Below are 12,182 nucleotides of genomic sequence, written 5' to 3' on the forward strand. Positions count from 1 at the left end.
GCCACCCGGGTGATGCGGCAACGCCTCGCACGCGCGCGTGGGGTTCGAGTGCCCGATGCGCGCGTGCGGATGCCTCAGGAAACAGCCGCCGCGAAAGTGGTCAGAAGAGGCCGGTGTCGGAGAAGCGCAGGACCAGTTGTGGTGCCCCGGACAGCACGATGCCCAGGACCGCGGTGAGGCCGATCGCGGCCGTCAGGGGGGCCGGCACGCGGTGTGTCTCGGGCTCGCCCTCGGGGGCACGGAACAGCAGGGTTGTCCACTGGAGGTAGTAGAAGAGCGCGATCACGACGTTGACTGCCATGACCACGGCGAGCCAACCGAGGCCCGCGTCGACGGCCGCCGAGAAGACGGTGACCTTCGCGAAGAGGCCGATGATGCCCGGGGGCAGCCCTGCGAGGCAGAGCAGGAAGAAGCCGAGGACGAGCGCGGCGAGGGGGCGCGAGGCGTACAGGCCTCGGTAGTCGCTGATGCGGTTCAGCGGTTTTGTACGGGCCACCAGGGCGGCCACGGCAAAGGCGCCGAGGTTCACGGCGCCGTACATCAGGGCGTACGCGACGGTGGAGCCGATGGCCTTCTCGTCGTCCTCGGAGTAGGCGGCTGCGGCGATCGGCACCAGGATGTAGCCGGCCTGGCCCACGGAGGACCAGGCGAGCAGCCTTACCGCGCTGTACGCGCGCGTGGCCTGCTGCCGGAGGGCGCCGACGTTGCCGATCGTCATGGTGAGCGCGGCCAGGGCGGCGAGTGCCGGGCCCCAGACGTCCGCGTACGACGGGAGGGCGATCACGGTGACGAGGATCAGCCCCGAGAAGCCGACCGCCTTGCCGACGACCGACAAGTAGGCGGCCACCGGCAGAGGTGCCCCTACGTAGGTGTCGGGCACCCAGAAGTGGAAGGGCACGGCGGCCGTCTTGAAGGCGAAGCCGACGAGCGTGAGGACGACGCCTGCCTGGGCGAGCGTGTCCAGCCGGCTGTCGACGTTCTCGATCTTGGTGGCGATCTCGGTGAGGTAGAGGGTGCCCGTCGACGCGTAGACGAAGCTGATGCCCATGAGGCTCACGGCGGTCGCGGTGACCGAGGACAGGAAGAACTTCAGGGCCGCTTCGGAGGACTTCCTGTCTCCGTGCTTGATGCCTACAAGGGCGAAGGCGGGCAGCGAGGCGACTTCCAGGGCGACGATGAGGGTCGCCAGGTCGCGTGAGGCGGGCAGCAGGGCGGCGCCCGCGGCGGAGGAGAGCAGCAGGAACCAGAACTCCCCTTCGGGGAGTTCCCTTTTGGCGTCCTTCAGGGCGGTCACCGACAGGAGTGCCGCGAGGAGCGCGCCGCCGAGGACGAGGAACTGGATGACGAGCGTGAAGCGGTCCGCCGTGTAGCTGCAGACGTCTGCGTCGCCCGTCAGACAGAAGGTCGAGCGGTCGCCGTCCAGGAGAGGCAACAGCGCGAGCGCGGAGACGGTGAGGCCGCCGACGGAGACCCAGCCGAGGAGCGCCTTCTTCGCGTCGCCCACAAAGAGGTCGGCGATGAGCACCACGAGTCCGACGACCGCCGCGATCGTGGGCGGCGCGATCGCGAGCCAGTCGACGGACTGGACCAGGGAGCTCATCGGGTGCCTCCTGCGAAGAGCTGCTGCACGGCCGGGTCGGTCAGGCCGAGGAGGGCCTTGGGCCAGAGCCCGGCGATGACGGTGAGGGCGACGAGCGGGGCCCAGGCCGCGAACTCGTACGCCTGGACGTCCGCGAGTCGCGGGCCCTTCTGCACTTCCTGCGGGACCTCGCCCATGCAGACACGGCGCACGACGATGAGCATGTAGGCGGCGGTGAGCAGCGTGCCGAACGCGGCGATCGCCATGAAGGTCAGGAACGCTGGGCGGCTGAGGTCGTCGGCTGGTTCGAACGCGCCGAACAGCGCCAGCATTTCGCCCCAGAAACCTGCCAGTCCCGGCAGGCCGAGCGAGGCCACGGCGGCGAAGGCGAGCAGGCCGCCGAAGCGCGGGGCCTTGCCGTAGAGAGCCGCGCCGGTCTCCTGCGCGAGGGTGTCGAGGTCGGTCGTGCCCGTGCGGTCCTTGAGGGCGCCGACCAGGAAGAACAGCAGGCCGGTGATGAGGCCATGGGCGATGTTGGCGAACAGCGCGCCGTTCACGCCGGTCGGGGTCATGGTCGCGATGCCGAGGAGTACGAAGCCCATGTGGCCGACGGAAGAGTACGCGATGAGTCGCTTGAGGTCACCCTTCGCGCCCTGCTTGGCGAGGGCCAGGCAGGCCAGCGAACCGTAGATGATCCCGACCACCGCGAAGGCCGCGAGATACGGGGCGAAGGTGCGCATGCCGTCCGGTGTGATGGGCAGCAGAATGCGAACGAACCCGTACGTACCCATCTTCAGCAGGACGCCGGCCAGCAGGACCGAGCCGACGGTGGGCGCTGCGGTGTGCGCGTCGGGCAGCCAGCTGTGCAGCGGCCACATCGGCGTCTTGACCGCGAGGCCGATTCCGATCGCCAGAACGGCGATGACCTGCACGGATGTGGTCAGCGAGGGGTCGTTGTCAGTGGCGAGTGCCACCATGTCGAATGTGCCCGCCTTGAGCCCGATCAGGAGCAGGCCCAGCAGCATCACGACCGAACCGAGCAGTGTGTAGAGGATGAACTTCCAGGCGGCGGCCTGTCGTTGTTCACCGCCCCAGCGGGCGATGAGGAAGTACATCGGGATGAGCACCATCTCGAACGCGAGGAAGAACAGAAGCAGGTCGAGTACGGCGAAGGTCGCGAGGGTGCCGGACTCGAGGACGAGCAGCAGGGCGACGAAGGCCTGCGGGGTCGGGCCCGCGGGCATTTTGAAGTAGGAGTACAGCGCGCAGAGGAAGGTCAGCAGCGCGGTCAGCACGAGGAGGGGGAGCGAGATGCCGTCGATGCCGAGGTGGATCCGCACGTCGAGTGCGGGGATCCAGCTGATGTCCGTCGTGGCCTGCATCTTCGACGGGTGGTCGTGGTCGAAGCCGAGCGTGAGGACGATCGCGGCGATGAGCACGGCACCGGTGACGGTCACGCCATGCCGCAGCACAGCCTGTTCGGGCGACTTCCCCTTCAGTCCGGGCGGGGCGGGCAGGAGAGCTGCCGCAGCACCGATGAGCGGAGCGACGACGATGAACGCGAGAAGGAACTGCATCACGGACTCGTTGATATCGATCACGCCTGCTCACGCTCCTGCGGTGGCGACGAGGAGGACGGCGACCACCAGGACGACGGTGCCGGCGAGCAGCGCGCTCACATAGGTCTGCACATTGCCGGTCTGGGCACGCCGGACGGCCGTCCCGAGCCAGCGGGGTAGGACGCCCGCGCCGCGTACGTAGGTCTCGACGACCTCGCGGTCGAGGAACCGGACGAGGGTTGCTCCGGCCTGGACCGGGCGGACGAAGAGGGCCGCGTAGACGGCGTCGAGATGGAAGCCGACGGCCGCGTGGCGGTGCAGCGGGCCCAGCAGGAGTCGGCCAGGGTCCGCCGGGTCGGGCGCGGCGGCCACGCTTCCGTAGGCGGGCGCGTGGCTGGCGATGGCTTCGGCCTCGACGAGTCCGGCGTCGCCCTCGGGATGGGCCGCGACCGCGCCCAGCGGTACGCGGGCCGCCATGGCGGTGGTGTGCCGCCAGGCGCCGTACGTGACGATGCCGCCGACCAGGGCTACGCCCGTACCGAGGACGGAGGTGGTGAGTGTCGGCGTCAGATCGCGTCCGTCGAACCAGTCGGGCAGCAGGCCGGTGGTGAGTCCGTAGGCGAGCGAGGGGACGGCGAGGACCCACAGCACGGTGTTCATGGAGATGGGCTGCCGTCCGTGGTCGGGAGCCTCGGCTCCGTGGCCGCGGAAGGCGAGCAGCCACAGGCGCATCGCGTACGCGGCGGTGAGCAGGGCCGTGACCAGGCCGGCGACGAGGACGATCCAGCCGGCGGTGCCGGGGATGCCCTCGGCGTGGCCGGTGGCGGCGTGCTCGGCGACGCCGAGGACGGCTTCCTTGGAGAAGAAGCCGCTGAAGGGCGGGATCGCGGCGAGCGCGAGGAGCGCCACGGTCATCGTCCAGTAGGCGTCGGGGACGCGGGCGCGCAGGTCCTTCATGCGGGACATGGCGGCCAGCGAGTTGGTACCGGCGGCGTGGATGATCACGCCCGCCGCGAGGAACAGCAGCGCCTTGAAGGCGCCGTGCGAGAGGAGGTGGAAGACGGCGGCACCGCGGTCGCCGACGGCGAGGGCGCCGGTCATGTAGCCGAGCTGGCCGATCGTCGAGTACGCGAGGACCCGTTTGATGTCGTCCTGGGCGAGCGCGGCGAGTGCCGAGCCGGCCATCGTGACGGCGGCCATGACGGCGAGGACGACCAGTGCGGCCGAGGAGGCCGCGAAGACCGGGAGGAGACGGGCGATGAAGTAGACACCGGCGGCGACCATCGTCGCGGCGTGGATCAGCGCGGAGACGGGCGTGGGGCCTGCCATCGCGTCGGGGAGCCAGGTGTGCAGCGGGAACTGCGCCGACTTGCCCGCCACACCGGCGAGGAGCAGCAGGGCGATCAGTGTCGGGTGGTCGAGTCCGCCGCTCGCGACGTTGCCGAGGACCTTCGTGATGCGGAAGGACCCGGCGTCGGCGGCGAGCGCGAACAGGCCGATCAGGAAGGGGACGTCGCCGAGCTTGGTGACCAGGAAGGCCTTGATGGAGGCGGCTCGGGCTTCCGGGGTCTCCCAGTAGTGGCCGACTAGGAAGTAGGAGCAGATGCCCATGATCTCCCAGCCGACCAGGAGCACCATCAGGTCGCCGGAGTAGACGACGAGCAGCATCGCGGAGGTGAAGAGGGAGACGAGAGCGGCGTACGAGGGGTAGCGCGGGTCGTCGCGCAGGTAACCCGTCGAGTAGATCTGCACGCAGGTCGCGACCAGGCCGACCAGGACGGCGACGAGGGCGGCGAAGCCGTCGATGTGCAGGGCGAGTTCGATGGGGACCGAGCCGGTCGGGGTGAGCTCGGTGGCGGCGTCGATGGCCCGGTCGCCGCCCTGGCGTACGGCGACCACGGCGGCGAGTCCGAGGGCGGCGAGCGAGGGGAGGACGGCCAGGGGACGTACGAAGCCGGGGGCCGTGCGGCCCAGGAGCAGGCCGGCCACGGCACCCAGGAACGGAAGGAGGGGGACGAGGACGGCGAGGGCGGTCGTGGTCACGCGGTGGCCTCAGCCTTCTCAGCCGTGGCGGACGCGGAGTCCGGGCTGTCGCCATCGGGGCTCTCAGGGCCGTCGGGGCCGTCGTCGGTCTCGGCGGTGTCACGGAGCTTGTCGATGTCCGAGGTGCCGCGGTTGCGGTAGACGGCGAGGACGATCGCCAGGCCGATGCCGATCTCGGCGGCGGCGATGGCGATGGTGAACAGGGTCAGGGCCTGGCCGGAGTGCAGGGTGTCCTGGGCGGTCTTGCTGAGCCAGACGTCGAAGGCGACGAGGTTGAGGTTGACGGCGTTGAGCATCAGCTCGACGGACATCAGGACCAGGATCGCGTTGCGGCGCGCGAGGACTCCGTACAGGCCCGTGCTGAAGAGGAGGGCGGAGAGCACGGCGGGGTAGGCGAGATGCATCAGCGGGCGCCTTCCGTGCGCGAGGGCTTCTCGCGCTTCTCGGGCTTCTCGTCGGGGGCTGCCTTGCCGGTGGGCCGCTCGGCCGACTGTCGGGCGGACTGCCTGGTGGGCGTGCCCTTGCCCGGGGGCTGCTTACCGAGGGCCGTCTTGCCCGTGGGCCCGCTGTCGGCCTTGTCGGCGGCAGTCTTGCGGGAGAGGACGATCGCGCCGACCAGGGCGGCGAGCAGCAGGACCGAGAGAGCCTCGAAGGGGAGCACCCAGCTCTGGAAGAGGCTGGCGCCGGTGACCGCGGTGGAGCCCGCGGCGCCGCCGGACGTGTCGCTGAGGTCGATCCAGGTCGTCCGGAAGGCGTCGACGACGACCCAGACGAGGGCGGCGGCAGCGGCGATCGCCACGGTGAGGGCTGCCCAGCGGTTGCCGGAGTCGGCGTCCGGGGAGCGGCCGATGGGGGCCCTGGTGAGCATCAGACCGAAGAGGAGGAGTACGACGACGGAACCGACGTAGATGAGGACCTGTACCCAGGCGATGAACTCGGCCGTGAGGAGGAGGTATTCGACGGCGAGCCCGCCGAGGGTCACCACCAGCCACAGGGCGGCGTGCACCAGCTGCTTGGTGGTGACGGTGACGATCGCGGCGCCGAAGGTGACCAGGCCGACGAGGAGGAAGGCGATCTCGACGCCGGTCGGGGAGAGAAAGCCGTGGGTTTCGGCGGCGGTGGTCGTGGCCTGAGCCGCGCCGGCCGTGGCTGCTGCGAGGCTCACGACTCGCCCTCCTGCGGATCGGTTGGGCCGGCCTGCCCTGCCTGCCCGGTCGGATCGGCCTGACCTGCCTGACCTGCCTGACCTGCCTGACCTGCCTGACCTGCCTGACCTGCCTGACCTGCCTGACCAGCGTCGGGCTCAGCCCGGCCAGAAGCCTCGGCTTCGGCCTCGGCCCGGGCTGCCTGTTCGGCGGCCAGTTTGTCGGCCGTTTTGCGGGCGGCGGCGATCTCCTTCGGTTCCTCGGCGGCGGGGTCGAGGGCCGGTGGGGCGGGGACCGTCCACATCCACTCGCGGAGTTTGTCGCGTTCGTGGGTGAGTTCGTGGATGTCGGTCTCGGCGTACTCGAACTCAGGGGACCAGAACAGGGCGTCGAACGGGCAGACCTCGATGCAGATGCCGCAGTACATGCAGAGGGCGAAGTCGATGGCGAAGCGGTCGAGAACGTTGCGGCTGCGCTCGCGGCCACCGGGGGCGGTCGGCGGGACCGTCTCCTTGTGGGAGTCGATGTAGATGCACCAGTCCGGGCACTCGCGGGCGCACAGCATGCAGACCGTGCAGTTCTCCTCGAAGAGGCCGATGACGCCGCGGGTGCGGGGAGGGAGTTCGGGCTGGGCGTCCGGGTACTGCGCGGTGTGCGAGCGCTTCGTCATCGTGCGGAGGGTGACGGCGAGGCCTTTGGCGAGGCCAGAGCCAGGAATGGAGGCCATTAGGAGATCACCACCTTGACGATGCCGGTGAGGGCGATCTGGGCGAGGGAGAGGGGGACGAGGAGGGTCCAGGAGAGTTTCTGGAGTTGGTCCTCGCGCAGGCGGGGATAGGTGACGCGCAGCCAGATCACGACGAAGGCGAGGATCGCGGCCTTGAGGAGGGTCCAGACCCAGCCGAGGCCGTCGGCGCCCCACGGGCCGTGCCAGCCGCCCAGGAAGAGGACGGTGGTCAGACCGCACAGGACGACGATTCCGGCGTACTCGGCGAGGAGGAAGAGCGCGAAGCGGAGGCCCGTGTACTCGGTGTACGCGCCGAAGATGATCTCGGAGTCGGCGACCGGCATGTCGAAGGGGGGCCGTTGGAGCTCGGCCAGCCCCGCCACGAAGAAGACGATCGCACCGACGATCTGCCAGGGCAGCCACCACCACTGGAAGGCGTCGAGGATGCCGGGGAGGGAGACCGTGCCCGCGGCCATCGCGACCGAGGCGGCGGTGAGGAGCATCGGGAGTTCGTAGGCGAGGAGCTGAGCGGCGGTGCGGAGGCCGCCGAGGAGGGAGAACTTGTTGGCCGAGGCCCAGCCCGCCATGAGCGAGCCGAGGACGCCCACACCCATCACGGCGAGGACGAAGAAGATACCCGCGTCGACGACCTCCCCGACCGCGCCCTCGCCCGGGCCGATCGGGATGGCGAGGAGGACCAGGAGGTACGGGAGGAGGGCCACAGCAGGGGCGAGCTGGAAGATACGGCGGTCCGCGCCCGTCGGGACGACGTCTTCCTTCTGGGCGAACTTCACGCCGTCGGCGACGAGTTGGGCCCAGCCGTGGAAGCCGCCCGCGTACATGGGGCCGAGGCGGCCCTGCATGTGGGCCATCACCTTGTGTTCCGTCTGACCGACGATCAGGGGGAAGGTGAGGAACACGACGAAGACGATCAGGAGTCGCAGGGCGACGTCGAGCGCGTCGTTCACTGCGGGCCTCCTGGGGTGTTGTTCTCGTCGGTGGCGGGGGGGGCTGACTGCGGGGGCCTCGGAGGACTCGGAACGTTCGGACGCTTCCGTGGCTTTGGGTTCCGTGGAGCGCTCGGGATCCGGTTGTTTCGGTGCCCTGTCGGCCTCGGGTTCGGGCTCTGCACCCGCCTCGGCCCCTGCCTCAGCCCCTGCCTCAGCTCCTGCCTCGGCGTCGGCCTCGGCCTCGTCGAAAGTGGGGCGCGCATGGTGCCAGGGGGCGTCCGCGCTACGGGGCCGACTGGGGGACGGAGGGGTGGCCTCCGTGCCCGGTGTCGGGCCCGGCGCCGGAGCAGCCGCCGAGGCCGAGTCGGCGCGCTGGGTCGCCGAGCCCTCGCTGGCCGTGCGAGCCCGGCGGGCCGTGGGCCGGGCCTCCGGCGCCGTACCGGCAGAGGACGCGGCACCGGCGGTCGCGGACCCCGTATCTGCGGACCCCGTATCCGCGGAGCCGGCAGTCGCGGAGCCCGCACCTGCGGACCCCACAGTCGGGGACCCGGCGGATGCGGACTCCGCTGCAGCCTGGCTCGCCGAGCCCTCCCCTGCCGTGCGGGCACGCCGAACCGGGCGCTCGCCGGCCGGGCGGCCCGCGCCTCGGGCCGGACGGGCCGGGGCAGGGGGGAGCTGGCCCTTCAGGGGGCCCCATTCGTTCGGGTCGGGTACTCCCGGGGGGAGCATCTGGCGGCGCTTCGGCCCGCCGTGTTCCGACTCGCCCGGCTCCTTGGCTCCCGGCCAGGCCTTGGCGACGCGGGCCGCCAGAACGAAGTCCTTGCGGAGGGGGTGGCCTTCGAAGCCCTCGGGAAGGAGGAGCGGGTTCAGGCCGGGGTGGCCCTCGAAGGCGACCCCGAACATCTCGTGGGTCTCGCGTTCGTGCCAGGCGGCGCCCGCGTAGACGTCGACGGCGGAAGGGAGTACGGGGGTGTCGTGCGGGACGGTCGTACGTACGAGAAGGCGCCGTACCGGAGCGAGCGCGACGACGTGGGCCGAGACACGGAAACCGGTGCCGGGTTCGTCGACGGCGCTCAGCCAGTCGAAGTAGGTGCAGCTCAGTTCGTCGCGCGCGGTCTCCAGGGCGGAGATCCAGGCGGCGGGCGGTACGTCGACGGTCAGCACGTCGTACGACTCGTCGGCGGTGGCCTCCGTACCGAAGAGTTCCTCGACAGGGGCGGGCAGCCAGCCGGTCACTGCTCACCCTCCCCCGAGGCCGGACCGGAACCCGAGGCCGGACCGGAAGCCGAACCCGAGACTGAAGCGGAAGCCGGAACCGGCGGCTTCACGAGCCCGCTCTGGAGTGCGGCCGTGGAAGGACGGTCCGGCCCCGGTCCGTACCGCTCGCCCAGCGACTCCCGGGCGATCTTCTCCTGAAGCTTGAGGATGCCCTGGAGCAGGGCCTCGGGACGGGGCGGGCACCCGGGCACGTACACGTCGACCGGGATGATCTGGTCGACGCCCTTCGTCACGGAGTACGAGTCCCAGTACGGGCCGCCGCAGTTGGAGCAGGCGCCGAAGGAGATGACGTACTTCGGCTCGGGCATCTGCTCGTACAGGCGCTTCACGGCCGGGGCCATCTTGTCCGTGACGGTCCCCGAGACCACCATCAGGTCGGCCTGGCGCGGGCCAGGCGCGAACGGGATCACGCCGAGGCGGATGAAGTCGTGCCGGGCCATGGAGGCCGCGATGAACTCGATGGCGCAGCAGGCCAGGCCGAAGTTGAAGACCCAGAGCGAGTAGCGGCGGCCCCAGTTGAGGACCACCTTCATCGGCTCGGGGGCGAGGCGGGAGAGCACGCCCAGCCGCTTCGGCTCGGGAAGCAGCACGGGCACCGAACCGGCTCCGGGCTGAGGCTGGGGCTGGGACCCGGACTGGGACCCGGACTGAGACTCGGACTGGGTCACGTCCATGTCAGGACGCCCTTCTTGTATGCGTACAGCAGGCCCACGGCCAGGAAGCCGAGGAAGATGAACATCTCGATGAGGGTCGCCGCGCCGTAGCGGGGATCGGCGAAGACCGTGGCCCAGGGGAAGAGGAAGATCGAGTCGACGGCGAAGATCACGTACAGGAAGGCGTAGACGTAGTAGCGGACCTGGGTGTGGGCCCAGCCCTCGCCGACCGGGTCGACGCCGCACTCGTACGTCAGGAGCTTCTCGGGCGTCGGGACGACGGGACGCAGCAGCCGACCCGCACCGAAGGCGACGGCGACGAACAGCACGCCGACGAGGGCGAGCAGTCCGACGACCGAGTAGGACTGGAAGTAGTCCGCCGCGACGGCGGTCCCAGCGGTCCCGGTTCCCGCGACCATGGTCGGTTCCGGCACGTCCGCCCCTCGCTCCCTGACCTCGTATGACCTGGTATGACTTCGTACGATCTCGTGTGCGCCCCAGTGTGCGCCGTGTTCGACGATCTGTACGCACGGAGTCTAGGGCCTGCTAAAGAGACCGTAAGCAGCCCGTCACAGGTAGGCATGGAGTTGGCGATGGAGTGGGGAGACGCCAAGGGTGCCCCGGAGGGCACTCCCTGGGCACCCCGAAGGCATCCCCGAGGCACCCCGGAGGCACCCCTGAGGCACCCCATGGACACCTCAGAGCCCCCGAGGGTGGGGTTTTCCCCAGTGGATTCGGGCGGTCTGCATCATGGCGCTGCGGCCCGCGGCCCGGCAGGCTGACCGTTATGACCGAACGCATCCTGGCTACCGACACCCCGGACGGCGGTGGCCGACTGCCGCCCGCTCGCTTCGCCTACGACCGGCACACCTGGAAGGAGATCGCGCATCTCCTGGCCAACCTGCCCGTGTCTCTGGTGGGGTTCACGTACGCGGTGACGGTGCTGTTCACCGGCGCCTTCATGACTCTGACGGTGATCGGTTTTCCGCTGCTCGCGGCCGGGCTGATGGGCGCGCGGCAACTGGGCAAGCTGGAGCGGGGCCGGGCGAGGGGGCTGCTCGGGGTGCGGGTGGACGAGCCGAGTCCGCTGCCGTTGCGGGGGCGGGGTGGGTTCTTCGCGCAGCTGTGGATGTCGCTCAAGGATCCGGTCGGCTGGCGGACGATGCTGTACGAGTTCATGCGGTTGCCGTGGGGTGTGCTCACCTTCACCATCACGCTGACCTCGTTGTTCGTGCTGTGGCCGGTGCTGCCGTTCATCGCGCGCGGGCTGGCCAACGCGGACCGGGCGATGGTGCGCGGGCTGCTGTCGCCGTCCGACGAGCTGGAGCGGCGGATCGCCGAGCTGGAGTCGGACCGGGGGACGGTCGTCGACACGGCGGCGGCCGACCTGCGGCGCATCGAGCGGGATCTGCACGACGGGGCGCAGGCCCGGCTGGTCAACCTCGCGATGGGGCTCGGCCTGGCGAAGGAGAAGCTGCTGGAGGGCCAGGCCGACGAAACCGTCGCCACCATGGTCGACGAGGCGCACGGCGAGGTGAAGCTGGCGCTTCAGGAACTGCGTGATCTGGCGCGCGGCATCCATCCGGCGGTCCTCACCGACCGCGGTCTGGACGCCGCGCTGTCCTCGGTCGGCGCCCGCTGTACGGTGCCGGTGAAGGTGACGGCCGACCTGCCGGCACGCCCGGCCGCGGCCATCGAGGGCATCGCGTACTTCACCGTCTCCGAGCTCCTCCAGAACGTCAGCAAGCACAGCGGGGCGCGGTCCGCCTCCGTCGACGTGTGGCGCTCGGACAACCGCCTGCTCATCCAGGTCTGGGACGACGGCCGCGGCGGCGCCGCCCTCGACGGCGGCACGGGGATGGCGGGACTGGCGGACCGGCTCAGTGCGGTGGACGGGCTGTTCGTCATCGACTCGCCGGTGGGCGGCCCGACGACGATCACGGCGGAGCTGCCTTGGCGGGATCGCGTGGAGGGGGTTGGGGCCGGAGGGAGGTAGCGGGGAAGGTGGTCGGGGTCGTTTCGAGCGCCGGGGGCGCACGAGGCTGCGGGCGCAGTCGGCGTACGCGCCGGGCTTATGGGTTCGCGCGGGCGGTCGTATGAGGTGGTGGGCTGGGGCGGGCTTGGTGGCAGTTGGAGAGGGAGGCTGCCCCTGCGTCGTACGAGGCGGGGGCGGCGGCTTGTTCCGGAAAGGTGCCCGGCGGGGGGCGGAAGGGGGTGCCCGGCAGGGAGGTTCGTCCCCCCTTCGCTC

10 protein-coding genes and 1 pseudogene are annotated in these 12,182 nt (G+C 70.5%); 1 reads left to right on the forward strand and 10 read right to left on the reverse strand.

All coding sequences use genetic code 11. From position 1 onward, the window contains the following. Positions 1–100: 100 nt before the first annotated feature. The 10 genes and pseudogenes from ACTWQR_RS21710 to ACTWQR_RS21755 form a co-directional block, all read right to left on the reverse strand. Entirely contained in the window at positions 101–1,600 is a 1,500-nt protein-coding gene (locus ACTWQR_RS21710; protein WP_443228769.1) for an NADH-quinone oxidoreductase subunit N, read from the reverse strand. Continuing rightward, positions 1,597–3,180 carry an NADH-quinone oxidoreductase subunit M gene (locus ACTWQR_RS21715; protein WP_443228770.1) on the reverse strand — a complete coding sequence of 528 codons (1,584 nt, stop codon included), beginning with the start codon at positions 3,178–3,180 and terminating at the stop codon, positions 1,597–1,599. Before ACTWQR_RS21715 ends, ACTWQR_RS21710 begins: the two co-directional genes overlap by 4 nt. Before the next feature lie 6 nt (positions 3,181–3,186). After that, positions 3,187–5,181 carry an NADH-quinone oxidoreductase subunit 5 family protein gene (locus tag ACTWQR_RS21720; protein WP_443228771.1) on the reverse strand — a complete coding sequence of 665 codons (1,995 nt, stop codon included), beginning with the start codon at positions 5,179–5,181 and terminating at the stop codon, positions 3,187–3,189. Beyond that, positions 5,178–5,585: an NADH-quinone oxidoreductase subunit NuoK gene (nuoK, locus tag ACTWQR_RS21725; RefSeq protein WP_443228772.1), complete on the reverse strand. Its 408-nt coding sequence runs from the start codon at positions 5,583–5,585 to the stop codon at positions 5,178–5,180. The genes ACTWQR_RS21720 and nuoK overlap by 4 nt, the downstream gene beginning before the upstream one ends. Further along, positions 5,585–6,346, reverse strand: a complete 762-nt coding sequence (locus ACTWQR_RS21730) for an NADH-quinone oxidoreductase subunit J family protein (protein WP_443228773.1) — start codon at positions 6,344–6,346, stop codon at positions 5,585–5,587. Before ACTWQR_RS21730 ends, nuoK begins: the two co-directional genes overlap by 1 nt. After that, positions 6,343–7,053: a NuoI/complex I 23 kDa subunit family protein gene (locus ACTWQR_RS21735; RefSeq protein WP_443228774.1), complete on the reverse strand. Its 711-nt coding sequence runs from the start codon at positions 7,051–7,053 to the stop codon at positions 6,343–6,345. The genes ACTWQR_RS21730 and ACTWQR_RS21735 overlap by 4 nt, the downstream gene beginning before the upstream one ends. Continuing rightward, positions 7,053–8,021, reverse strand: a complete 969-nt coding sequence (locus ACTWQR_RS21740) for a complex I subunit 1/NuoH family protein (RefSeq protein WP_443228781.1) — start codon at positions 8,019–8,021, stop codon at positions 7,053–7,055. Before ACTWQR_RS21740 ends, ACTWQR_RS21735 begins: the two co-directional genes overlap by 1 nt. Positions 8,022–8,861: 840 nt before the next feature. Next, positions 8,862–9,239 (reverse strand): annotated as a pseudogene (locus tag ACTWQR_RS21745) (NADH-quinone oxidoreductase subunit C); the annotation flags it as partial. Then, positions 9,236–9,955 carry an NADH-quinone oxidoreductase subunit B gene (locus tag ACTWQR_RS21750; RefSeq protein ID WP_443228775.1) on the reverse strand — a complete coding sequence of 240 codons (720 nt, stop codon included), beginning with the start codon at positions 9,953–9,955 and terminating at the stop codon, positions 9,236–9,238. The gene ACTWQR_RS21750 and the pseudogene ACTWQR_RS21745, both read right to left, overlap by 4 nt. Continuing rightward, entirely contained in the window at positions 9,946–10,368 is a 423-nt protein-coding gene (locus ACTWQR_RS21755) for an NADH-quinone oxidoreductase subunit A (protein WP_443228776.1), read from the reverse strand. The genes ACTWQR_RS21750 and ACTWQR_RS21755 overlap by 10 nt, the downstream gene beginning before the upstream one ends. Before the next feature lie 353 nt (positions 10,369–10,721). Here ACTWQR_RS21755 and ACTWQR_RS21760 point away from each other — a divergent pair, with 353 nt between their 5' ends. Beyond that, entirely contained in the window at positions 10,722–11,930 is a 1,209-nt protein-coding gene (locus ACTWQR_RS21760; RefSeq protein ID WP_443228777.1) for a sensor histidine kinase, read from the forward strand. Positions 11,931–12,182: the final 252 nt, after the last annotated feature.

Origin of the sequence: Streptomyces sp. 2A115 (genome assembly GCF_052245575.1) — a bacterium.
Lineage (GTDB): Bacteria > Actinomycetota > Actinomycetes > Streptomycetales > Streptomycetaceae > Streptomyces.